Origin of the sequence: Aquicoccus sp. (assembly GCF_041686535.1) — a bacterium.
GTDB lineage: Bacteria > Pseudomonadota > Alphaproteobacteria > Rhodobacterales > Rhodobacteraceae > Aquicoccus.
On record NZ_JAWLDS010000027.1, the window covers coordinates 1 to 21,762 of the forward strand.

The window sequence follows — 21,762 nt, forward strand, 5'->3', positions numbered from 1 at the left end:
GGACGACGAGTTCGACCACGGGTTTGCCGTCGACTGGATGCGCAAGGATCTGGGCATCTGCCTTTCCACCGCAGATGAAAACGGCGCATCGTTGCCGGTGACGGCGCTGGTCGATCAGTTCTACAAGGACGTCCAGAAGATGGGCGGCGGGCGCTGGGATACCTCGTCGCTGATCAAGCGGCTGACGACCATGGGCTGACGCGCCCGGCGCGCGCGGGGGCGTCATGACCTGGAACCTGTTTTCACAAATCGCCATTGGATCGGGGCTCGTGATCGTCTCGGTCCTGTTGTCGGCGACGATCTTCATGGCGCTCGAAATCGTCGTGGCGCGGGCGCATAGGTGGCTGATCCGCCGCCCGCACCTGCCTAAACTCATTTTCGTGCTGCTGGCGGCGGTCATTGCCGCGCTCGGCATGATCACGGTCAGCGTCTGGGTCTGGGCGCTGGCCTTTCTATGGCTGGACATCTTCAGCACGCTTGAGGCGGCGCTCTATTTCTCGCTGGTCTGTTTCACCACGCTGGGCTTTGGCGACGTGATCCTGACCCCCGATTGGCGAATCCTGTCGGGCATGACGGCGGCCAACGGGTTTCTCAACATCGGGATGATGTCGGCCATCGTGATCGAGACCCTGCGCCTCGTGCGCAAGAACCAGCTCGATTCATGACTGTTCAATGCGTGTTGGTGTTGGAAAAGAGCTGGATCACCACGATCCCCGCGACGATCATGCCGATCCCCAGAACCGCGGGCAGGTCGAGCCTTTGTTGAAAGACGACAAAGCCGATCATCGCGATGAACACGATCCCCAGCCCGGACCATATGGCATAGACCAGACCCACCGGCATGAACTTGAGCGCCAGCGCCATGAACCAAAACGACGTGCCATAGGCCAGGACCACAATGATCGACGGAGCAAGCCGGCTGAATTGCTGACTCGCCTGCAGGGCGGTCGTGCCGATGGTTTCGGTCAGGATGGCGATGACCAGATAGATATAGGCAAGATGCATGACGGGCTCTTTCGCAGGGGACCGTGGGCAGGACTGCCCCGGATGTGCCACAAGCAAGGCGTCCGGCAAAGCCCGAAACGCGGTCAAATCTTGAGTAGGCGAGCGAATTTCCAATTGTATACCATCGCACACATTGACGAAGCGTCCCGGTTGGGATACCGCAACGGGCAATAAGGGCAGACCCGCCCGTGCTTACCTCAAAGAGGAGAGATGACCCATGGCCGACAAGACCCCCGATATCATCTATACAATCGTTGACGAGGCGCCCGAGCTTGCCAGCGCCTCGCTCTTGCCGATCATCCGCACCTTCGCGGCGGCGGCCGATATCAGCGTCGGCACAAGGGATATCTCGCTGGCCGGGCGCATCCTGGCCGCCTTTCCCGACTTCCTGAACGAGGATCAGCGCCAGGGCGACGACCTGGCCTGGCTGGGCGAGCTGGTCAAGACGCCGGATGCCAACGTGATCAAGCTGCCCAACATCTCGGCCTCGACGCCGCAACTCGAAGAGGCCATCGCCGAGTTGCAGGCGCAAGGTTATGCCGTTCCCGATTATCCCGACACGCCGCAAAGCGACGCCGAAAAGGACATCCGCGCGCGCTATGACGCGATCAAGGGCTCGGCGGTCAACCCGGTCCTGCGCGAGGGCAATTCCGATCGCCGTGCCGCGAAGGCGGTCAAGGAATATGCCAAGAAATATCCCCATTCGATGGGGGACTGGTCTGCCGACAGCAAGACCACGGTCGCGGCGATGCCTGGCGACGATTTCTTTGCCAACGAGAAATCCACCACCATCACCGCCGATCAGGCCGGGGCCGCAAAGATCGTGTTCAAGGGCCGCGACGGGACCGAGGCCGTTCTCAAGGACGGGTTGCGCTATGACGCGGGGACCATCGTCGATGCGACCTTCATGTCGGCCAAGGCGCTGCGCGCCTATATCCGCAAGGAAATGGAGAACATGGAGCCGGGCGTGCTGTTCTCGGTCCATCTCAAGGCGACGATGATGAAGGTTTCGGACCCGATCATCTTTGGCCATTTCGTCTCGGTCTGGCTTGAGGATTTCATCGCCAGGCACGGGGCGGGCCTCGACTGGAACCCCAGTGACGGGATTGCCGATCTGGAAAAGCAGATCGAGGGCAACAGCGAGGCGCAGGCCGATCTCAAGGCGGCGCTCGATGCGCGCCCGCCGCTCTACATGGTCAATTCCGACCGGGGCATCACCAACCTGCACGTGCCTTCGGACGTGATCATCGACGCCTCGATGCCGGCGCTGATCCGGGCGGGCGGCAAGGGCTGGGGCCCCGACGACAAGCAGGCCGACGCCAAGTGCTGCATCCCCGACAACTGCTATGCCGGGGTCTATGACGAGACGATCAAGTATTTCAAGGAGCACGGCAAGCTCGACGTGACCACCTGCGGCGCGGTGTCGAACGTGGGGCTGATGGCGCAGAAGGCCGAGGAATACGGCTCGCACCCGACCACCTTCGAGGCGCCGGCCGACGGCACGATCTCCATTGTGCTGGACTCGGGCGAGGTGCTACATTCGCATGAGGTGGAAGAGGGCGATATCTGGCGCTCCTGCACGGTCAACAAGGCGCCGATCGAGGACTGGATCGCGCTCGGTGTCCGGAGGATGAAGGCCACCGGGCTGGCTGCTTTCTGGCTCGACAAGGACCGCGCGCATGATGCCGAACTGATCAAGTATGTCGAACCCGCGCTGAAAGAGGCCGGGGTCGAGATCCCGATCATCGCCCCGCGCGAGGCGACGCGCTTTACCCTCGACAAGATGCGCGAGGGGCATGACGTCGTGACCATCACCGGCAACGTGCTGCGCGATTACCTGACCGACCTCTTCCCGATCCTGGAGTTGGGCACTTCGGCCAAGATGCTGTCGATCGTGTCGCTGATGCAGGGCGGCGGGCTCTTCGAGACCGGCGCCGGCGGCTCGGCACCCAAGCATGTCGAGCAACTGGTCGAGGAAAACCACCTGCGCTGGGATTCGCTGGGCGAGTTCTGCGCCCTGGGCGAGAGCTTCAAGTTTCTCGCCGACAAGGGCAATGCCCGCGCCGTGATCATCGGTGAGGCGGTCGAAACGGCCACGCAGCGCGTGCTCGAGGAAGAGCGCAGCCCCAAACGCAAGGTCGGCCAACCCGACAACCGCGATTCGCACTACTGGTTCGCGCGTTACTGGGCCGAAGCGCTGGCAAGCCAGACCAAAGATGCCGGGCTGGCCGAGCATTTCGCACCCATCGCCAAGGCACTGGTGGAGAAGGAAGAGCAGATCCTTGCCGAACTGATGGCGGGGCAGGGCAAGCCGGTCGACCTTGGCGGCTATTACCATGCCGACCCGGAAAAACGCACCGCCGTGATGCGCCCCAGCGCGACGCTTAACGCGATCATCGGCTGATGATTGGCTTGGGGCGTGTCGCGCAGCATGACTGAAATCACCCGCCCGTCGCGCCAGCGACGGGCACGCGTCCGCCCGCCCCAAGGCGGGCGCGTTCCGCGCCCGTCGTCGGACCGTGGTGCAACACATGCTGAAACAAGAATGAGGCGCGTCGCCCCGGCGGCGCGCTTCTCCGTCAGGGCTGGCTGCGCTGCTCGATCCGGCGCAGCCAGAGCATCAGGGCCAGCGCCACCACGGCCAGCACGAACACGCCCTGCGCCAGCGGGGCGAATGTCCCGTCAAAGGCCAGCCCGATCGGCACGGCCAACCCCATCGACAACACCGTCGCCAGCCCCGCGATCACCGAGGCCGCGGTGCCCGCGATATGGCCCAGCGGCTCCATCCCCATCGCGTTGAGATTGCCCAGCGTCATCCCGGCCTGAAAAAAGAGCGTCGTCTGCCATAGCAGGAAGAACACGAAGCCCACATCCGGGGGCAACGCAAGCTGCGACAGGATCACCATGACGCCCGAGAACAGCACCTGTGCCGCGAGCATCACCGTCACCAGGAAACGCATCCCCAGCCGCACCACCAGTGCGGCATTGATGAAACTGGCGCTGGCCGAGACGATGCAGACAGCACCGAACCACCATGGAAAGCTCGCGGCGCGGTCGTAGGTGATGTCGTAGATCTGCTGCACGCTGGCGATGGTGGCGAACAGCATCGCGAAACACAGCATCTGCGCCGCGATCGTGATCCGAACCATCGGGTGGCCCAGGATCTCGCGCAGCGCCCGCAGGATCGGCCCGATCTGAAACGGCCGACGCCGCTCGGGCGGCAGCGTCTCGTCGAGCCGCAGGCTCACCCAGGCCGCGCCGATCAGCGAAAACAGCACGAAGGCCACGAAGATGCCGCGCCAGTTCGAAAGCGCGATGATCCCCGCCCCCAACAAGGGCGCGATCGCCGGGACCAGTGCAAAGATCATCATCACGATCGACATCAGCCGCGCCATCAGCCGCCCGGAATAAAGGTCGCGGATCACCGCCATGCCCACCACCCGTGGCCCCGCGGCGCCCAACCCCTGCACCAGCCGGGCAGCCAGCATCAGCTCGAGGCTCTGCGCCGCCCAGGCCGCCGCCGCCCCGGTGATATAGACCGCCGCCCCGGCAATGATCACCCGTTTGCGGCCGAACGTGTCGGAAAGCGGCCCGGTGACGAACGTGCCCAGCCCCAGCCCGATCACGAAGGCGGTCAGGATGAGCTGGGCATTGTTGGGGGTGTCGGGGGAGAGTTCCGCCCCGATCTGTGGCAGGGCGGGCAGCATAGCGTCGATGGAAAAGGCGACGGTGGCGAACAACATCGCCATGAGCGCGACAAACTCGGCCCTTGCCATGGCAAACCGTGGCGGGCTTTCAGCCTCTGGGGGAAGGGGGGCCAGATTGTCGCTCATCCCGGCGCATTAGCACGCCCATCATCCAGCGGCCAGATGGCACTTGCACGATCCTGAGTAAATTAGTAAGCAACCACCACAATACCTGATAAATGGAGTCAGTTATGCGGAAAATTCTCGCTCCCACCTCCACACTTGCCGCCATTGCCCTGATGCTCGGCGCCACGGCGCAGGCCGAGACGGTCGCGCTCGACAACGGTCAGATGACGTATGAAATCTTCGAGCACAGCGTCGGCCATGTCGATCTGGCGACCTGCCCCGAGGGGTTCGACAACGACAAGGTGTTCTGCCGTCTGACCGTCGCCGAGGAGCGCGCGCATGTGTTTGCCTTCGCTTTCGAAGGTGACCAGTTGCTGCAGGCGATCCGCTCCTATGAATTCGACGAGGATTTCCTGAACTTCTGAAGGCCCGGCCCACCCCGCGCGTCCCCGGCCCCGGGCCGGGGGCGCGTGCCGTTCAGGTTCCGGTCGCGATCTGCGCGGCGATATCGTCGATGACCTTTTGCCAAAGCTCGACCGGCTGCGCCCCGGGCACCGCGTGCTGGCCCGCGACGATGAAGGTCGGCACCGCCGTGACCCCCATCTCGCGCGCGCCGGTATCGCGGGCGAGAATCTCGTCGCGGTCGGCTTCGCTCTGCAGGAGCTTGAGGATCACCGCCGCATCAAGCCCCGCGGCATCGGCAATGTCGGCCAGAACCTCGTGATCCGCGATATCGCGCCCATCCTGGAAATAGGCGCGAAAGAGTGCTGCGACCACCGGCGTCTGCCGCCCCTCGATCCCGGCCCAGTGGGTCAGGCGATGCGCATCGAGCGTGTTGGGCGTGCGCGCGATCTTGTCGAACGCGATGTCGAGCCCGGCCTCCTGCGCCCGCGCAACCACCGGCTTGTAGGCCTCAAACGCCGCTTCCTTGCCGCCGAACTTGGTTTCGAGATAGCTCCGCCTGTCCATGCCCTCGGGCGGCATGTCGGGGTTGAGCTGATAGGGGTGCCATTCGACCGTGAACGGATGGTCCGGCCGGCTTTCGAGTGCGCGGTCGAGCAGCGTCTTGCCGATGTAACACCATGGGCAGATCGGGTCGGAGAAGATGTCAAGCTTGACCATGTTGCGCCTCGTATAGCTGTTTCAGCGCCTGGCGCTGAAGTTTTCCGTTGGGATTGCGGGGCAGGGCGTCGACATGCACGAAGAGGCGCGGCTGCTTGTATCGCGCAAGCCTTTCCTTTGCATACGCTGCCAGAGCGTCGGCGTCCAGCGCGGCCTCGGACGTGTAGAACGCCGCGATCACCCTTGCGTCGGCCTTGACCTCGATATCGGTAACGCCGATCTCGGTCAGGCCGGGGAAGTCCTGGAACGCCGCCTCCACTTCGAGCGGCGAGACGCGATAGCCGCCCGCGTTCATCATGTCATCGACCCGGGCATGATACTCGATCTGGAAATCCTCGCCCATCGCGCCGTGATCGCCGGTCAGGAACCATTCGCCGCGAAACCGCGCGGCGGTTTCCTCTTTGGCCCCGAGATAGCCCAGCATCAGCCCCGGGTCACGGTTGGACACCGCAATCGTGCCATCCGCGCCCAGCGGCACCGGTTCGCCCGCCTCGTCGACAATGGCCACGCGCCGCCCCTTTTGCGGCCGCCCCAGCGTGCCGGGCCGCGCCGGGCAGGTGGGACTGGCCGAGATGAAGGTCGAACATTCCGACATGCCGAACGCCTCGTAGAGCATCGTGCCCGTCGCCGCGTTCCACGCCTCGCGGATCGCCTCGGAGAGCTTTTCCCCCGCGCTCAGCCCATGGCGCAGGCGGGGCAGGTCAAGCTTCGCGTTCTGGCTTAATATCTTGCGATAAACCCCCGGAGCAGCCGCGAAAATCGTCGCATCATGACGCCTGAGCAAGAGCGGGATCATCTCTGGCGTCGTGCCCGGCTCGGGGATGAGCGCGGTCGCGCCCACGCTCCACGGGTCCATCAGCCCGGTGCCAAGCGTATAGGTCCAGTTGAACGCACCCGCATGGCAGAGCCGGTCGCCTTCGCCGAGGCCATACCAGCCCTCGTGCATCATCTGCCGCGCCCAGATCGCGCGGTGCGCGTGGCAAACCGCGCGCGGCTGGCCCGATGTGCCCGAGGTGAAGATGACATAGGCCAGCCGGTCAGGATCGCCCATCTCGTAGTCGCAGCGTGCCAGATCGCGCATCGCGGCGAGGTCATCCTGCCCGATCACCGGCACGCCCGGCGCGTCGGGGCAGGCGATGCCGTCGCCGCGCAGGATCGCCGCGGGTTCGAGCGTGTCGATCATCGCCGCCACCTCGCGCGCGGTGATTTGCGACGAGCTTGGAACCGGCACACAGCCCACCGCCATCGCCCCCAGGTAGGCGATCGGAAACTCCACCGTGTTTCCCAGCCGCATCAGCACGACATCGCCCGGCTTCAGCCCGGCCTGCAGAAGCCCCGTTCCGGTGCCGCGCACAGCCCGCTCAAGCCGGGCGTAAGACCAGCGTTCGGCCCGCGCCGGGCCCAGAACCGCGAGCGCGATCTTGTCGGGCAGATCGGCGGCCCGGCCCAGCACATGGGCGGTGAAATTGAACGGGTCGGGGCAGGGGGTGAACGGCCCCTCGTCATAGATCGAGCGCATGGCGTGTTGCTACGCCCGGACCGGAAGAGTTGCAAGCGCGCGTGGCCGGCACGTCACTCCTGCCACCACCAGACATCGGGCATGAACCAATAGCCATCGCCATAGACCGGGAGCCGCGCAGGGTAACGCAATTGCCGGGCATGGGCGATCCGCCCGATCCCGAACTCATAGGTCGGGATCACGTAGCGCCCCGCCATCAGCACCCGGTCGAGCGCACGCACCGCAGCGGTGAACTCGGCCTCGTCCGCGGTTTCCAGCATCCGCTCGATCATCGCGTCGATGGCGGGCGATTTCACCCCCATGAGGTTGCGCGACCCGGGCTGATCGGCCGCGTCGCTGCCCCAATAGGCGCGCTGTTCGTTGCCCGGCGAAAGCGAGAACTCGCGTCTGAAATCGGTCATGTCGAAATCGAAGGTCTGAACCCGGGAGAAATACTGCGCATTGTCCACCACGTCGAGCATGGCGCGCACCCCGATCCGCTCCAGCGCACGGATGAAGATGTTGGCGAAGGCCTGTTTCTCGGTCGACCCCTGCGGCAGCAGGATCGAGAATTCCAGCGGCCGCCCCGACGCGTCGCGCATCACCCCCTGTTCGGCCTGGTAGCCCGCCTCCTGCAAGAGCCGCATCGCCGCGCGCAGGTTCTTGCGGTTGCGCGCCGTGCCGTCCGACACCGGCAGCGCATACCCCTCAAGCGCCCCGGGCAGGAGCGTGTCGGCGAAGGGTTCCAGCAAATCACGCACCCGCCCCTCGGCCGGGCCGGGCCGCATCCCCAGGTCGGTGCCCGAGAAATACGAGGTGATCCGGTCCTGCCGGCCGCCGGTGATCGCGTCGTTGGTGTATTCGAAGTTGAAGGCATGGATCATCGCCGCCCGCACCCGCCAGTCATCGAAAGGCGCACGGCGCGCATTCATCACGAAGCCGGTCATCCCCGAAGGCTTGCCGCTGGGGATCTCTGATTTGACCACGTCGCCCGACCGCACGGCCCGAAAATCATACGCACTTTGCCATTTCTCGGCATTGGTTTCGCGATAGACGGTCAGTTCGCCGGCCTTGAACGCCTCGAACATGACCGCCGCATCCCCGTAGAACTCGATGCGGATCTCGTCGAGATTGGCCCGCCCCTGCATCAGCGGAAGGTCGCGGCCCCAGTAGTCGCGATCGCGCCGCATCACCACGTTGCGCCCCGGCTCGAAACTGTCGATCACGTAGGGCCCGGTGCCGATGGGCACGGTGTCGAGGCCGGAATCGGTGAAATCGCGGTCCTCCCATTGTGCCTTTTTCAGGATCGGGCGCAGCCCCGCGATCAGCGGTAACTCGCGATCCTCGGTATTGAAGGTCAGGCGCACGCTGCGCGGGCCGGTCTGTTCTATGCTCTCGACCTTGGTCCAGAAGCTCAGGTAGATGGGGTGCCCCTGCGTTCCCAGCGTTTCGAAACTCCAGATCACATCCTCGACCGTGACCGGGCTGCCGTCCGAGAATCGGGCCTCCTCGCGCAGGGTGAATTCCACCCAGTTTCGATTCGGGCCGGTCTCGACCGATTCGGCCAGAAGCCCGTAAAGCGCGAAGGGCTCGTCCCAGTTGCGCCCCATCAGCCCTTCGTATCCCAGAAATCGTAACTGCCAGGGCGCGGTGCCTTTCAGGATAAACGGGTTGAGGCTGTCGAAGCCGCCGGTATTGCCGGTGACGATGCGCCCGCCCCGGGGCGCTTCCGGGTCGGCATAGGGCAGCGACACAAAATCCGGTGGCAGGCCCGGATCGCCATACATAGATATCCCGTGCCGTGGGTCCGCCCGCGCCATGAGCGCAAGGAAAAGACAGCCGAGAATCGTCGCCCCAAACACCGTTTTCCGGATCGTGAGGGGGAAATAATCTGATCCCATTTTTTCAACAATCCCGCGCTGCCCATGTTTTGCTGGCGGTCAGGCTAACGGGGGTTTCACGTGTTATCAAACTTTTAGCTTGGACAAGCGCTCCAAATTGCTTATAAAGAGGGCACTGCTCGATAGGTTTCTTGCCTGTATGAAACCTGCCTCAATAACTGGACGCCGGCCTTGTGCCGGCGTTTTTTTTTGCGCGGAACCCTGCCGCTCGGGGCGCGTTTTCGCCCGCTTCATGAAAGCGTATCCGATCCGTGTTATGGTTGACCTCCGGTCACGCACTGACCGCCGAGCAAACACCATATGCAGGAGGCAATCATGGACTCCGTCAAGATCGCAGAACTGGCCCGCGCCCTGCGCACGGCACACGGGCCCAAGGCCCCGGTCGAAGCCGCCCGCAAGATCCGCCAATACGAGGTTTCGGGCAATCGCGCCGAAGTCGAGAACTGGCAGCGAATCAGGAACGCGCTCGACACGACCAGCGCCCCGCACCAGGGCTGAGGCCGCGGCGAATCGCGGTTTCGCCCACCTGACGGTCATGACAAGGTGAGGTCATCCCATTTCAGGAGACAGAAACACCATGACACTTGCAGGCAAGACCGCCGTCGTCACCGGATCGAACTCGGGAATCGGCCTTGGCATCGCGCGCGAACTGGCGCGCGCGGGCGCCGAGGTAGTGATCAATTCCTTCACCGATTCGGAAGAGGATCACCAACTCGCCCGCGACATCGCCGCCGAATTCGGCGTCTCGGCGCGCTATGTGTCGGCAGACATGTCGAAACCCGACCAATGCCGCGCCCTGATCGAGAAGGCCGGTGCCTGCGACATCCTCGTGAACAATGCCGGGATTCAGCATGTGGCCGCGATCGATGAATTCCCGACCGAGAAATGGGATGCGATCATCGCGATCAATCTCAGTTCGGCCTTTCACACCACGGCCGCCGCGCTGCCGGGGATGCGCAAGGCGGGCTGGGGCAGGGTGGTCAATATCGCCTCGGCCCACGGGCTGACTGCCTCGCCCTACAAATCCGCCTATATCGCGGCCAAGCACGGGATCGTGGGCCTGAGCAAGACCACGGCGCTCGAAACCGCGGGGCAGGGGATCACCTGCAACGCGATCTGCCCGGGCTACGTGCTGACCCCGCTGGTCGAGTCGCAGATCCCCGACCAGATGAAGGCACATGACATGGATCGCCACACCGTTGTGCGCGAGGTGATGCTGGCCCGCCAGCCGTCAAAGGAATTCGCCACCGTCGAGCAACTGGGCGGCACCACCGTGTTCCTGTGCTCGCCGGCCGCCGACCAGATCACCGGCACCACGATCTCGGTCGATGGTGGCTGGACGGCGCTCTGACGTGACCCGCCGCATCAATCTCGCGCTCCAGGGCGGCGGCGCGCACGGGGCATTCACCTGGGGCGTGCTCGACCGTCTGCTCGACGAGGACGACATCGAGATCGCGGGCATTTCGGGCGCCTCCGCCGGGGCACTCAACGGGGCCGCTCTGAAATCCGGGTGGCTCATGGACGGGCGCGAAGGGGCGCGCGCGAATCTCGACTGGCTGTGGCGCCAGATGGGCGCGATCGACAGCCCGCTTTTCCCGCACTGGATGGGGCTGGCGCAGATGTCGCATTCGGTGGGCAATTCGCTGCCCTATCTCTGGGCCGAAAGCCTGGAGCGGATGATCTCGCCCTATGTGTCGGGCCCGTTCTATGCCAATCCGCTGCGTCGCGTGGCCGAACGGTTCGATTATGACCGAGTATGCGCCCGTGACGGGCCGCGGCTTTTCGTCGGGGCGACCAATGTGCGCAGCGGCAAGATCCGCGTCTTCCAGGGCGACGACATCAGCACCGATGCGCTCCTCGCCTCGGCCTGTCTGCCCACGCTCTTCCGCGCGGTCGAGATCGACGGCGAGGCCTATTGGGACGGCGGATATACCGGCAACCCCGCGCTCTTTCCGCTTTTCGCGCCCGACCTGCCCGGCGATATCGTGATCGTCAATATCAACCCGCTCGAACGCACCGAAATCCCCCGCACACCTCAGGACATCCGCAACCGCATCAACGAGATCAGCTTCAACTCCTCGCTCCTGCGCGAACTGCGCGCCATCGCCTTCGTGCAGCGCCTGCTCGATGAGGGCCGGATGCGACAAGGCGAGATGAAGCGCCTCAACCTGCACATGATCGCCGACGACGCTCTGATGAACGAGCTTTCGGTGGCGACCAAGCTCGTGCCGATCCCCGATGTCATCGCCCGCCTCAAGACCGCCGGTCGCGAGGCTGCGCAGGCCTTTCTCGACACCCATGGCGACGATCTGGGGCAGCGTGGTTCCGTCGATCCCGGCAGCATTTACGGCTCAACCTGATTCAGCGGTAGGGCAGAGGACTTATTGTCCCGCTTCCAGCTCCTGCACCGGCTGCGTCGGGTCCTTCCTGTTTGGATAGACCAGCCCCGCCGAGATCACGAGCTTGGCGGCATCCTCGACCCCCATTTCCAGCTCGATCACCGAATGGCGCGGCACGAAGAGCAGGAACCCGCTTGTCGGGTTGGGCGTCGTGGGCAGGAACACCGACACGATCTCTTCCTCGACCGGGATGCGCCGGTCTATCTCGCCCTTGGCCGAGGTCGAGATGAAGGCGATCGCCCAGATCCCCTTGCGCGGGTATTCCACAAGACAAGCCTTGTCGAACTGCGATTCGGTTTGCGCAAAGATCGTCTCGGCGATCTGCTTGATCCCGCCATAGACCGAGCGGACAATCGGCATTCGGTCCACGATCATTTCGCCCCAGCCAAGGAAGCTGCGCCCGATCAGCCCCTTGGCGATCCAGCCGACAAAGATCGTGAAAATCAGGAACAGGATCACCCCGACGCCGCGGACGCTCACGTTCACTTCGCCCTCGCCGAACAGCCAGCGGAACCAGTGCGTGTCCGCAACCCAGCGATTGATCAGCACATCAGGGTGATACCTGTCCGGTATGAAAGGCAGAACCCAGCTGTCGATCCAGCCGACAAATGTCCAGATCAACCAGAACGTGATGGCAATCGGCACCACCACGACAAGACCGGCCAGGAAATTGTTGCGCAGCCCCGCAAAGGGACGCCAGCGGCGTTGTGGCTTTTCGCTGTCATTGTCGTCAAGGGGTGATGTCATGCGATAATCACTATATCAGAGTTGGGTCTCGACATAAGTGCATTTGTCGAGCCGGGCAATCCGCATCGATACAGGCGCGCCGCACGGTGCGTTCGTCCCTTTCCCGGCGACGGGTCGGCGTCATCTGCCGGCAGCCGGGCGGCAGCCGGATGTCAGCCGGCTGTCACCCCCCGGATTCGGCACCTCGGGCGGCGTTAACGGCTGTGGCGGGGCAGGGGTTGCCAATGCCGCGCAACCCCTCTATACGCGCGACATTCAATCCGCAGGCAAGGGCGGGTCTATGGGGGAGACATCCCCATCGGTCCACCGGTTGAGGCATCCGCCTTGCACCCCTTGCCAAGGCGAAAACCGGAAAGGAAACAACGACATGGCTCTTCCCGAGTTCACCATGCGCCAGCTTCTGGAAGCAGGCGTTCACTTTGGCCACCAGACGCAGCGCTGGAACCCCCGCATGGGCGAGTTCATCTATGGCGCGCGTAACGGCATTCACATCATCGACCTTACCCAGACTCTCCCGATGCTGGATGCGGCCCTCAACGCGATCCGTGAAACCGTCTCCAAAAGCGGCCGGGTCCTGTTTGTCGGCACCAAGCGTCAGGCCAGCCAACCCATTGCGGACGCAGCCGAAAAATGCGCGCAATACTACATGAACCACCGCTGGCTGGGTGGCACGCTGACCAACTGGCAGACCGTTTCCAAGTCGATCAACCGGCTCAAGGAATATGACGAGCGCCTCGCCGAAGGCGCCGAAGGCCTGACCAAGAAGGAACGCCTCGGGATGGAACGCGAACAGGCCAAGCTCCAGGCATCGCTTGGCGGAATTCGCGAAATGGGCGGCGTGCCCGACATGCTGTTCGTCATCGACGTCAAGAAAGAGGCCCTGGCCGTGGCAGAAGCCAACAAGCTGGGTATTCCGATCGTTGCGGTGGTTGATACCAACTGTTCGCCCGACGGAATCGATTATGTCATCCCCGGCAACGACGACGCAGCCCGCGCGATCGCCCTTTACTGCGACCTGGCCAGCCGCGCCGCCCTTGACGGGATGCAGGCCCAGCTTGGCGCCGCGGGCGTGGATATTGGCGAACTGGCCGAAACGCCGGTCGAAGAAGTGACGGTCGAGGCTGTCGAGGCCCCGGAAGAGGCGGGCGCCGAGGCCGGTGAAAAAGGCGAGGCATAAGCCCGTCACGCAATTGTCGCGCGGGCGTGTCAGGCACACGCCCGCGGCGGTAACCGATATGAAACAATTTCAGGAGAGCCTGACATGGCGATCACAGCAGCAATGGTGAAGGAACTGCGCGACAGCACGGGCGCAGGCATGATGGACGCGAAGAAAGCACTGACCGAGGTCGATGGCGACATGGATGCGGCCATCGACTGGCTCCGCACCAAGGGTCTGGCCAAGGCCGCCAAGAAATCGGGTCGCACCGCGGCCGAGGGTCTTGTCGGGGTTGCGGTCGATGGCGGCAAAGGGGTGGCGATCGAGTTGAACTCGGAAACAGATTTCGTTGCCAAGAACGAAGAGTTTCAAAAACTTGTCGGAGATATCGCACAGGCCGCGCTCGCTGTCGGTGATATCGAGGCTCTGAAAGCCACGGACATGGGCGGCAAACCCGTCGAGGCCGCCGTGACGGATGCGATTGCCAAGATCGGTGAGAACATGACGCTGCGCCGGATGGCATCTGTCGAGGGCGACTCCGTTGTGACATATGTGCATAACGCGGCAACGGCCGGCATGGGCAAGATCGGTGTTCTGGTCGCCTATCGCGGCAATGATGAAGGCTTCGCGCGTCAGGTCGCAATGCACGTCGCCGCTGCCGACCCGCGCCCGCAGGCACTGGATGCTGACGCGCTCGATCCCGCCATCGTCGAAAAGGAACGTCAGGTCCAGATCGACATCGCGCGGGAATCGGGCAAGCCCGACAATGTCATCGAGAAGATGATCGAGGGGCGGATGAAGAAATTCCTGGCAGAGATCACGCTTCTCAACCAGGCGTTCGTGGTCAATCCTGACCTGACCGTTGCGCAGGCGGCCAAGGAGGCCGGCGTCGAGATCACCGGCTTCGTGCGCCTGGAGGTTGGCGAAGGGATCGACAAGGAGCAGGAAGACTTTGCAGCCGAAGTTGCCAAGGTGGCTCAGGGCTGATCCTCCCGGGGCGCATCAGGTTTGCGAACCAGATCAGAAATTTAAAGAATTAAAACGGTGCCAGCTTTTGGGCTGGCACCGTTCCATTTTGTCCGCCCCTGCAAATGGGGATGAGAAAGGGCGGTTCAAATGTCGGCCTTCCAGCCGAAGAATAGACTTTCAGACCGACTCCGGCGTGAACCGGACAGAGCAAAGAGCCCTGAAATTCCAGAGATTTGCCCTGTACGTTCCCAGGCTTCAAAAGCCACCACTCACGGAACACTATCATGGTGACAGCGTGAAACGGATTGCGAAAGTAAGGGAATCCTTACCTAACGGAAACACGCAAGCGCCGCATTCGATGAAACCTCGCCATCGGAAATGAGCAGGCAATGTATTGGTTAATGGGGCATGTCCGTCAATACTCGACCACGAACATCTGGTTATGTAACGCTGCTTTCAACACCGCCTGGGCAGTCGTTTCCACGCTCAAAACTTCCCGGGCAAGGCGCAGGTGCTTTTCGACGGTTGCCGGCGTCAAACCCATCAGGATCGCGATATCAGCCGTTGTCTTTCCGTCACCGACCCAATGCAGCGCCTCGAGCTGCCTTCTGGTCAAGCCGCGGGTCGGGCTGGAATAGGGCAGGGACAGGATCTTGAGATGCGCCACGTTGTTCATTACGACAAGGTCCGCTCCATGCTCGGCCCAGACCTCATCGACTTCGGCCTGTGTCATGTCCTCGCGTCCGGTCAAGGCGATGGCGCCTTTCGAACGGGGCGAAATCGACTTGAAACTGATCGTGTAACCCGATGTCACGCGCATTTTCTTGTTGAACTCGACGACCTTCATCTCGCTTTCCGACAACAGGCCGCTTTTCATCATGTCGCTCACAATGCTCCAGCTGGCGACGCCTTCGTTTTCGAGCGACCACTTGACCATCGGCGCATGAAAATACATCGACTGGCCAAGGAACCAATCGGTGTATTCCTTGTCGTGATTGGTCAGAATGATGAAATCGTCGGGATCTCCGAGCGATCGGCCGCTTCGGTAATTGGTATAGCCGTAAAACAATCGAGTGAACCCGTATTGCGCCATTTTGCGACAATGCATGTCCCAGAGCGCCTCCATGGATGGCGCGTTGGTCAACTCGTCAAGGTATTCTGCCAGGTTCATTCGTCTGTCTTTCACGTTAACCAAACGGTGGGATGACAACCGACCGTATCATTAAGAATTCTGAGCCCATTTCACATTAGACCGATAGAGACTCGCATTTGCAAAGAGTTCGGTTCGAGTGGTTCCAAAGATTTAGCTGCCAACATGAATTATGTCGAGAGCGTCCGGGGCGACTCGCTAACATCATTTATTTAACATAATACTTATTATGCGTTTTATCTTCTCAAACCGGAGCGCGCTACTTTGAAGTGCGACTCCTATTAGAAAACAATGAGTTATCTAATAGGAGATCATGGCATGGGAGCCGTTCCTCAAGCGCCACAAATCGACGATCTTTCGCGAGATCATATGCGGGATACTTCGGTCATGCCGCCCAGTTGCAGACGGACAAGCGAAGATCTGTGCAGCGCAAGCTGATCCGACATCCTGAGCTGTGCAAGACCGTGATCGCCCGGATCAAACAAGGCTGGACGCCCGAGCAGATCGGCAACCGCATGATCTATGAAGGCGCAAAGTTGCGCGTCTGCCAGGAAACGATCTACCGTTATATCTATTCCAAGGAAGGCATGGACGAAGAGCTGTGGTCTGTTGAAATCCATGTCGAGCCCTTCCTCGCTCGACTTGCGGGTGTAGACGGCAGCACAGCGCAGGCGGCGCGTCGGCTCGGTCTGGGTCTTTCTGGTCATCGGGCGCCTCCGGTCTGGTCGAGCCCGAAGAACCGCCAGCCATTCCAGTGCGCGCCGGTGATCGCGCAGACCGCGGCCGAGAGCGACTTGAAGCGCCGGCCCTGGTCGAGATTTGACCCTACGCACTGAGCGGAGTTTTTGCCTATCTCCTTCCCCCGACATTTACCTCTGATTTCATTTAAGGATTCAACAGGCCGATGCGATCGGCACAAGATTTTGCATTCACGCTCAAACCGATGCTTTGCGGGATATCACGCGATAAGACAGTCCTAGACGCCCCGGTCGTGGAACGCGTAAACGGGGAAGCGAGGTTTGGCCCTGAATGCATTTTACCGGGACGGCTGTTGCATCACGCCTCACCAATCAAGGGTGTTGGGCAGCCACACGGCGATTCCGGGAAAAAAGAAAAGTAGCGTCAACCCGAGCAGTTGTAGCAACACGAAGGGTCCGACCGAGCCGTAGATGTCGCGCATGCTGACCGATTTCGGCAGCACCCCCTTGAGCCAGAACAGCACAAATCCGAAGGGCGGTGTGAGATAGGCGACCTGGATCGCGACGATGAACATGGCTCCAAACCACAGCTTGTCCACACCCAGCTCGTTGAGAATCGGCACGAAGAGCGGTGTGCACAACATGATGATGGCCCAGTCGTCCATGACCATGCCAAGCACGACGATTATGACCATCATGATGAACAGGATGCCGTTGGTGCCGCCCGGCATGGCCAGCACCAGCTCCGTAAGCAGATCCTGACTGCCCATCGTGTTGAAAATATTCAGGAAAATCGTCGCCCCAATCAGGATCCACAACCCCATCCCGGTCAGCTTGATGGTCGTGGACAGCGACTCGCGCAAGACGTACCAGCTCAACCGCCCATAGACCAGATTGATAACAAAGGCCCCCGCTGCACCAAAGGCGGCCGCCTCGGCCGGCGTGGCGACACCGCCCCAGATGACCCCGAGCACGATGACGATCAGCACCAAGAAGGGCCATATGTTGACCACCGCCCGCGCCTTTTCGCCCGTGGTGAACCGTTTGTCATGGGGCAGCGCAGGTCCGATATGTGGCTGCAGCCGACACCGCACGCCGATATAGACGCCATAGAATACTGCCAGCATGAAACCCGGCAGCACTCCGGCCAGGAACAGATCGCCGATCGAGACCTTCGCGAGGAGACCGTAAAAGATGAAGGGCACGCTGGGCGGGATGAGCGCGCCGAGCGCACCACCCGCCGCGATCGCGCCGATAGCGATGGATCGATCATACTTGTAGCGCATCATCGAAGGGTAAGCGATTTGCGCCATGGTGATCGTGGCTGGCGGCGTGATGCCCGTCACCGCCGCAAAGATCGTGCAAACCGCCACCGTGCCAATGGCAAGCCCGCCATGAATGTGCCCGATAAGCTTGTAGACGGCATCATACGCCGCTTCTGCAATCCCGGAAAAGCGGATCAGACTGCCCATGAACAGGAACAGCGGCACGGTCACCAGGATCGTGCTCCAAGGCGTGGAATAGAAGGCGCTTGGCACCGACATCAACGCACGTGGTTCCATGATCATCGCGAACAGGACCGCCGTCCCGCCGAGGCCAAAAGCCACAGGCAGCCCCATGAAAAGAACGATGAACAGGACAATGAAATAGAGCGCGGTGACGAGTTCTAGGCTCATGCACTTCCTCGCGGATCTGAGCTGCCGCACGGGTGCCGCAGGCAAGAAAAGAATTCGGGCGGATCAGAGCACCGGCCCGCTTGCGCAGCGGACCGGCACATAGTTGACAGGGGCGACAATGGCCCCGTGCCGATTCAGTAGAGACCGGCTTCCTCGAGATACGCTTTCCAAAGCTCCACGCCCTGTGCGGTGAGCTCGGATTGCTCGGCGACTTGCGGCCAGACCTCATTGATCGAGACCTCGCGCATCCGTGCGATCTCCTCGTCGGACAGATGGATCACCTCGCCGCCGGCGTCCTCGAGATCCTTCAGAGCCTCGGCCACGCCTTCGTCATGCATGCGGCTGGTCTCGAAATAGACTTCCTCGAAAATGCCGTCGATCTGCTCGCGTTGCCAGTCGTTCAGACCGTTCCAGGCATCGAGATTGACAAAGATTTCCTGGTGCTGCGCCGGGTTCCAGCCAGGCATGATCGCGTAGTCGACGACCTCGTGGAAAGACATGTCGTTTATGCCCCCCGTGTCCCAGTAGGTGCCCTCGATCGTGCCAAGGCGGATGGCGGTATATATATCTCCGGCATCCATCGAAACCGGCGAGCCGCCCATCGTGGAATGGAAAATCGCCTGTGGTCCGCCGGCGCGCATCTTCTTGCCCTTGAGGTCATCGAGACTGTCCACGCGGAACTTTGTGAACATGGCATTCGGACCCTGATTGGTCCAGCCGACCCAACGCAGGTTGCGCTCCATTGCAGCCTGCTGAACCAACTCACCGATGCGGTAATCGGGATCACCCCACATCGCATCCCAGGCCTGTTCCGTGTTTTCGGCGCCCATTGCCATGCCGAAGGCCAGCATGCCCTCGGGCATGTCGCCGCCATAGACGGTGGCCCAGCACGCGGTCACATCGATCTGACCGCCGACGGTGGCGCCGAACGCTTCCGCCCCGCTGGTCAAGGCACCGGCCGGTTCGAGCCGGATCTTCACCGTGCCTTCCGTCGCCTCCTCGACCGCCTCGATCCAAGGCACAACGCCGCTGCCCCACCCGGCATCGGTGTTGTCGAAGCAAGGCTGGAATACCCAGTTGGTAACATCGTCGGGCGGGCCGTGGTTGTCGGCCAGCGCCTGCGCCCCCGAAAGGCCAAGGGCCATCATCGCGACGCCAGCGGTCACGTGAAAGGTTGAACGGGTCTTCATGGTGTCCTCCTCTGTTGGGTTGAGCTGGAATTGTTTCTTGTTGTTGGCCCCTTCGGCGCACCTAGGGGCAAGCATGGAGTCAGTGATCAGGCGCCTTGTTGACGCCGAAGATTATACAAATGTCCCTGATGAATTTTCTGACAACCAGCAGCAGCACGACCGTTGCGCCGATCGGAATTGCGGATTTGATCGGCCCCAATGGGAGCGGTACCGCCGTTGGTGTCATTTGATTGAGCCGATAAGACTGCGCAGCCGCATCAATCCCGCGGGTGATCAGCACATAAAGGAACAAGAAAGTGAAACTGGCCGTAAGCACATCCAGTATCGCCTTGGTTCGATCAGACGCGTTGGCGTAGAAAATGTCGAGCTTGACGAACGAATCGTGCTTGAGCGCATAGATCCCGCCCACGCAGGCCATCAGGACCATCGTCGCTTGCACTGTCGTGCCGATCCAGAGCGACGGCTGGTTGAGGAAGTATCGCAAGAACACGTCGGTGACCCCGAAAATCATGCAATAGAGAACCAGCAGCCAACCGATCATGCCCGCAAATTCCGAAAGACCGTCGATCAGCAGCTCCAAGCCGCGCAGAAACATCATGCCACCGGATCGAATTAACATACCAAAAGACCTTTATCCCACAGGCTCGCAGGTCGCCCTGATCGCGGGTTTCGGAAAAAGCCCGTCCGCGACAACCTGTCACATCATCGTGAGGCGTCGAGCCAAAGAAGCATAGAACCAGATTCCCTAAACGACAGAACCAAAATCAGACACAAAGCCGCTGGATCACCTGGGTATAGCGGCCGGGACCCCGGTCTGACTCGGGATGTCACAGTTCTGGGGCCGTGTTCTGGGGCCGTTCGACGATGAATACCCGCACTGTGGTCCCGAAAACGGACTTGTCAGGGCGCGCGAATGATGCGGTGGTTACGGACCGGCGATCGCACGCCAGATCACATGTGATCGATACCAGGCATATTCTGCCGCCCCATCGGCTTCCTTCATGGACCGAAGCACAGAAAACATCACGGGTTTACCGGGAACAGATCTACAATCGAAGCGATTGATAAAATCAAGCAATTCATACGCACTGACGCCTTGTTCCAAAACGACTGCGTTGCGATCATCCACTCACAGCCCCGCCTACCCAAGATCGCCTTCGATCGGACTCATGATCTCGACCTCTTGGCCATCCCTCAAGGCGGTGTAAAAGCAACTGCGCCGATTGGTGTGACAGGCCGGACCGGACTGCTCGACCAAAACAAGCACGCAGTCACGGTCGCAATCAATGCGCATCTCGACGAGCTTCTGCACATGTCCGCTTGTCTCGCCCTTGACCCAAAAGCATTGCCGCGACCTGCTCCAATAGGTCACCCTGCCACTCTCGAGCGTCCGGCGCACCGCGTCCGCATTCATCCACGCCATCATCAGGACCTCGCCCGAGGCAGCATCCTGCGCGATTGCGGGCACCAGTCCACGGTCATCATATTTCAGTGTTTCCGGATCAAAGCCCATGCCTGCCCCCTTTGCATCCACGCCAGACGGGTCTATTTAGGACAAAAGGACCGGGAAGGAAACGACATGAGCGAGACCGATCTCATCAAGCTCTATTCCGAGCGCATCCTCGCGCTTGCTGCCGACATCCCGCATCTTGACCGCCTCCCGGAGCCCGATGCCACGGTCAAACGCCGCGCGCCGCTTTGCGGATCGACCGTCACGGTCGATATCAATATGCGCGATGGCGTGATCACCGACTACGGGCAGGACGTGAAAGCCTGCGCCCTGGGCCAGGCGGCAGCCAGCATTGTCGGCGCCAACATCATTGGCCGCACCCGCGAAGAGGTCGAGACCGCGCGCAACGCCCTGCGCGACATGCTCAAACACGACGGTCCGACACCGCCCGCCCCTTTCGACGGGTTGGAAGTGCTGCGGCCTGCACGTGATTACAAGAACCGCCATGCCTCGATCATGCTGACCATCGAAGCCACCCTAGAGGCGATGGACAAGGCCGCGCAAAGCGACTGCGCCTGATCGAGGTCAAACCGAAAAAAACCGCCGCGCTTGGTGTCCAAGGCGGCGGTCAGGTGCGTGAGCCAACTTGGCCCCGCTGCTCAGTCAGGGCAGATGAGGCAACCCCAGGACGACATGAGGGACAGGCAGTGTCAGTCTTGGCGCATGGATTGGGACAGGTTGCGCCACAGGCAGGGGCAAAGGCTCACGTGGCAGAATTCATCAATGATGCGTCAAAAGAGACTGGGCAGATGCAGCCCGGCAATCAATAAGACCATCAGTGAAACCGCCCCGATCGCATCCTGCCAGATGGTGTCCTGACTGCGTTCGAGGATGGATTTGAGTTGAATGACCATCGGCGACCTCCTGCACTTGATCTCTTTTGTTGCTCTTTTGTTCTCACATAGGAGCCACCCTGTAAAGACCTTTTT

Annotated in this window: 24 protein-coding genes; 10 read left to right on the forward strand and 14 right to left on the reverse strand. The window is 61.7% G+C overall.

What is annotated here, in order from left to right; genetic code table 11:
- The coding region (locus ACESL9_RS08020) for an NAD-binding protein (protein ID WP_372674690.1) at positions 1-199 on the forward strand (199 nt) is incomplete at its 5' end.
- Positions 200-224: 25 nt separating this feature from the next.
- Positions 225-665, forward strand: a complete 441-nt coding sequence (locus tag ACESL9_RS08025) for an ion channel (protein WP_372674691.1) — start codon at positions 225-227, stop codon at positions 663-665.
- Positions 666-669: 4 nt separating this feature from the next.
- On the opposite strand, the gene ACESL9_RS08030 is transcribed toward ACESL9_RS08025, so the two are convergent.
- On the reverse strand, positions 670-1,005 hold the full coding sequence (locus tag ACESL9_RS08030) for a DMT family transporter (protein WP_372615099.1): 336 nt from the start codon (positions 1,003-1,005) through the stop codon (positions 670-672).
- A 217-nt stretch (positions 1,006-1,222) separates the two neighbouring features.
- Between ACESL9_RS08030 and ACESL9_RS08035 the strand changes: the two genes are divergently transcribed.
- Complete coding sequence (locus ACESL9_RS08035) at positions 1,223-3,409, forward strand: NADP-dependent isocitrate dehydrogenase (protein WP_372615098.1); 2,187 nt, start codon at positions 1,223-1,225, stop codon at positions 3,407-3,409.
- A gap of 175 nt (positions 3,410-3,584) precedes the next feature.
- Here ACESL9_RS08035 and ACESL9_RS08040 read toward each other — a convergent pair whose 3' ends face one another.
- Positions 3,585-4,838, reverse strand: coding sequence for a multidrug effflux MFS transporter (locus tag ACESL9_RS08040; RefSeq protein ID WP_372615097.1), 1,254 nt, complete (start codon positions 4,836-4,838; stop codon positions 3,585-3,587).
- A gap of 104 nt (positions 4,839-4,942) precedes the next feature.
- Between ACESL9_RS08040 and ACESL9_RS08045 the strand changes: the two genes are divergently transcribed.
- Entirely contained in the window at positions 4,943-5,242 is a 300-nt protein-coding gene (locus ACESL9_RS08045; RefSeq protein WP_372615096.1) for a hypothetical protein, read from the forward strand.
- Between the two features lie 52 nt (positions 5,243-5,294).
- Here the strand turns inward: ACESL9_RS08045 and ACESL9_RS08050 are convergent, their stop codons facing one another.
- Genes ACESL9_RS08050 through ACESL9_RS08060 form a run of 3 tightly spaced genes read right to left on the reverse strand, consistent with a single transcriptional unit; the run spans position 5,295 to position 9,338 of the window.
- Complete coding sequence (locus ACESL9_RS08050; RefSeq protein ID WP_372615095.1) at positions 5,295-5,939, reverse strand: DsbA family oxidoreductase; 645 nt, start codon at positions 5,937-5,939, stop codon at positions 5,295-5,297.
- Complete coding sequence (locus tag ACESL9_RS08055) at positions 5,926-7,458, reverse strand: class I adenylate-forming enzyme family protein (RefSeq protein ID WP_372615094.1); 1,533 nt, start codon at positions 7,456-7,458, stop codon at positions 5,926-5,928. Before ACESL9_RS08055 ends, ACESL9_RS08050 begins: the two co-directional genes overlap by 14 nt.
- A 53-nt stretch (positions 7,459-7,511) precedes the next feature.
- Entirely contained in the window at positions 7,512-9,338 is a 1,827-nt protein-coding gene (locus tag ACESL9_RS08060; RefSeq protein WP_372674692.1) for an extracellular solute-binding protein, read from the reverse strand.
- 315 nt (positions 9,339-9,653) lie between these two features.
- Here ACESL9_RS08060 and ACESL9_RS08065 point away from each other — a divergent pair, with 315 nt between their 5' ends.
- From ACESL9_RS08065 to ACESL9_RS08075, 3 genes are all read left to right on the forward strand, one after another.
- A complete protein-coding gene (locus tag ACESL9_RS08065; RefSeq protein WP_372615092.1) occupies positions 9,654-9,836 on the forward strand; it encodes a hypothetical protein in 183 nt (60 codons plus the stop codon).
- A gap of 79 nt (positions 9,837-9,915) precedes the next feature.
- Positions 9,916-10,689, forward strand: a complete 774-nt coding sequence (locus tag ACESL9_RS08070) for a 3-hydroxybutyrate dehydrogenase (protein ID WP_372615091.1) — start codon at positions 9,916-9,918, stop codon at positions 10,687-10,689.
- 1 nt (position 10,690) lies between these two features.
- Positions 10,691-11,698 (forward strand): patatin-like phospholipase family protein, encoded by a 1,008-nt coding sequence (locus tag ACESL9_RS08075; protein WP_372615090.1) that lies wholly within the window; start codon positions 10,691-10,693, stop codon positions 11,696-11,698.
- Positions 11,699-11,719: 21 nt separating this feature from the next.
- On the opposite strand, the gene ACESL9_RS08080 is transcribed toward ACESL9_RS08075, so the two are convergent.
- On the reverse strand, positions 11,720-12,484 hold the full coding sequence (locus ACESL9_RS08080) for a DUF502 domain-containing protein (protein WP_372615089.1): 765 nt from the start codon (positions 12,482-12,484) through the stop codon (positions 11,720-11,722).
- A gap of 367 nt (positions 12,485-12,851) precedes the next feature.
- Here ACESL9_RS08080 and rpsB point away from each other — a divergent pair, with 367 nt between their 5' ends.
- Together rpsB and tsf are read left to right on the forward strand one after the other, a co-directional pair.
- The gene (gene rpsB / locus ACESL9_RS08085) at positions 12,852-13,661 is read left to right on the forward strand and encodes a 30S ribosomal protein S2 (protein WP_372615088.1); all 810 of its coding nucleotides are present in this window, start codon (positions 12,852-12,854) and stop codon (positions 13,659-13,661) included.
- Positions 13,662-13,745: 84 nt separating this feature from the next.
- Positions 13,746-14,627 (forward strand): translation elongation factor Ts, encoded by an 882-nt coding sequence (gene tsf, locus ACESL9_RS08090; RefSeq protein WP_372615087.1) that lies wholly within the window; start codon positions 13,746-13,748, stop codon positions 14,625-14,627.
- A 397-nt stretch (positions 14,628-15,024) separates the two neighbouring features.
- Here tsf and ACESL9_RS08095 read toward each other — a convergent pair whose 3' ends face one another.
- The 7 genes from ACESL9_RS08095 to hisI form a co-directional block, all read right to left on the reverse strand.
- Complete coding sequence (locus ACESL9_RS08095; RefSeq protein ID WP_372674693.1) at positions 15,025-15,780, reverse strand: helix-turn-helix transcriptional regulator; 756 nt, start codon at positions 15,778-15,780, stop codon at positions 15,025-15,027.
- A 344-nt stretch (positions 15,781-16,124) separates the two neighbouring features.
- Entirely contained in the window at positions 16,125-16,466 is a 342-nt protein-coding gene (locus tag ACESL9_RS08100) for a hypothetical protein (RefSeq protein WP_372674694.1), read from the reverse strand.
- The gene (locus ACESL9_RS08105; RefSeq protein WP_372612518.1) at positions 16,463-16,678 is read right to left on the reverse strand and encodes a DUF2924 domain-containing protein; all 216 of its coding nucleotides are present in this window, start codon (positions 16,676-16,678) and stop codon (positions 16,463-16,465) included. The genes ACESL9_RS08100 and ACESL9_RS08105 overlap by 4 nt, the downstream gene beginning before the upstream one ends.
- A 144-nt stretch (positions 16,679-16,822) precedes the next feature.
- A complete protein-coding gene (locus ACESL9_RS08110; RefSeq protein ID WP_372674695.1) occupies positions 16,823-18,133 on the reverse strand; it encodes a TRAP transporter large permease subunit in 1,311 nt (436 codons plus the stop codon).
- Positions 18,134-18,267: 134 nt separating this feature from the next.
- Positions 18,268-19,323, reverse strand: coding sequence for a TRAP transporter substrate-binding protein (locus tag ACESL9_RS08115; RefSeq protein ID WP_372612522.1), 1,056 nt, complete (start codon positions 19,321-19,323; stop codon positions 18,268-18,270).
- A 79-nt stretch (positions 19,324-19,402) separates the two neighbouring features.
- Complete coding sequence (locus tag ACESL9_RS08120; protein WP_372612524.1) at positions 19,403-19,921, reverse strand: TRAP transporter small permease subunit; 519 nt, start codon at positions 19,919-19,921, stop codon at positions 19,403-19,405.
- Positions 19,922-20,464: 543 nt separating this feature from the next.
- Positions 20,465-20,836 carry a phosphoribosyl-AMP cyclohydrolase gene (gene hisI / locus ACESL9_RS08125; protein WP_372612526.1) on the reverse strand — a complete coding sequence of 124 codons (372 nt, stop codon included), beginning with the start codon at positions 20,834-20,836 and terminating at the stop codon, positions 20,465-20,467.
- 66 nt (positions 20,837-20,902) lie between these two features.
- Here hisI and ACESL9_RS08130 point away from each other — a divergent pair, with 66 nt between their 5' ends.
- The gene (locus ACESL9_RS08130; RefSeq protein WP_372612528.1) at positions 20,903-21,352 is read left to right on the forward strand and encodes an iron-sulfur cluster assembly scaffold protein; all 450 of its coding nucleotides are present in this window, start codon (positions 20,903-20,905) and stop codon (positions 21,350-21,352) included.
- Between the two features lie 212 nt (positions 21,353-21,564).
- Here the strand turns inward: ACESL9_RS08130 and ACESL9_RS08135 are convergent, their stop codons facing one another.
- Positions 21,565-21,687, reverse strand: a complete 123-nt coding sequence (locus tag ACESL9_RS08135; RefSeq protein WP_372612530.1) for a hypothetical protein — start codon at positions 21,685-21,687, stop codon at positions 21,565-21,567.
- Positions 21,688-21,762: the final 75 nt, after the last annotated feature.

Coding starts and splice junctions, on each gene's coding strand:
- ACESL9_RS08055 (WP_372615094.1), bottom strand. CDS start 7,458: ATGCGCTCGATCTATGACGAGGGGCCGTTCACCCCCTGCCCCGACCCG.
- rpsB (WP_372615088.1), top strand. CDS start 12,852: ATGGCTCTTCCCGAGTTCACCATGCGCCAGCTTCTGGAAGCAGGCGTT.
- ACESL9_RS08060 (WP_372674692.1), bottom strand. CDS start 9,338: ATGGGATCAGATTATTTCCCCCTCACGATCCGGAAAACGGTGTTTGGG.
- ACESL9_RS08130 (WP_372612528.1), top strand. CDS start 20,903: ATGAGCGAGACCGATCTCATCAAGCTCTATTCCGAGCGCATCCTCGCG.
- ACESL9_RS08050 (WP_372615095.1), bottom strand. CDS start 5,939: ATGGTCAAGCTTGACATCTTCTCCGACCCGATCTGCCCATGGTGTTAC.
- tsf (WP_372615087.1), top strand. CDS start 13,746: ATGGCGATCACAGCAGCAATGGTGAAGGAACTGCGCGACAGCACGGGC.
- ACESL9_RS08040 (WP_372615097.1), bottom strand. CDS start 4,838: ATGAGCGACAATCTGGCCCCCCTTCCCCCAGAGGCTGAAAGCCCGCCA.
- ACESL9_RS08070 (WP_372615091.1), top strand. CDS start 9,916: ATGACACTTGCAGGCAAGACCGCCGTCGTCACCGGATCGAACTCGGGA.
- hisI (WP_372612526.1), bottom strand. CDS start 20,836: ATGGGCTTTGATCCGGAAACACTGAAATATGATGACCGTGGACTGGTG.
- ACESL9_RS08065 (WP_372615092.1), top strand. CDS start 9,654: ATGGACTCCGTCAAGATCGCAGAACTGGCCCGCGCCCTGCGCACGGCA.
- ACESL9_RS08025 (WP_372674691.1), top strand. CDS start 225: ATGACCTGGAACCTGTTTTCACAAATCGCCATTGGATCGGGGCTCGTG.
- ACESL9_RS08035 (WP_372615098.1), top strand. CDS start 1,223: ATGGCCGACAAGACCCCCGATATCATCTATACAATCGTTGACGAGGCG.
- ACESL9_RS08045 (WP_372615096.1), top strand. CDS start 4,943: ATGCGGAAAATTCTCGCTCCCACCTCCACACTTGCCGCCATTGCCCTG.
- ACESL9_RS08100 (WP_372674694.1), bottom strand. CDS start 16,466: ATGACCAGAAAGACCCAGACCGAGCCGACGCGCCGCCTGCGCTGTGCT.
- ACESL9_RS08095 (WP_372674693.1), bottom strand. CDS start 15,780: ATGAACCTGGCAGAATACCTTGACGAGTTGACCAACGCGCCATCCATG.
- ACESL9_RS08115 (WP_372612522.1), bottom strand. CDS start 19,323: ATGAAGACCCGTTCAACCTTTCACGTGACCGCTGGCGTCGCGATGATG.
- ACESL9_RS08135 (WP_372612530.1), bottom strand. CDS start 21,687: ATGGTCATTCAACTCAAATCCATCCTCGAACGCAGTCAGGACACCATC.
- ACESL9_RS08120 (WP_372612524.1), bottom strand. CDS start 19,921: ATGATGTTTCTGCGCGGCTTGGAGCTGCTGATCGACGGTCTTTCGGAA.
- ACESL9_RS08030 (WP_372615099.1), bottom strand. CDS start 1,005: ATGCATCTTGCCTATATCTATCTGGTCATCGCCATCCTGACCGAAACC.
- ACESL9_RS08110 (WP_372674695.1), bottom strand. CDS start 18,133: ATGAGCCTAGAACTCGTCACCGCGCTCTATTTCATTGTCCTGTTCATC.
- ACESL9_RS08080 (WP_372615089.1), bottom strand. CDS start 12,484: ATGACATCACCCCTTGACGACAATGACAGCGAAAAGCCACAACGCCGC.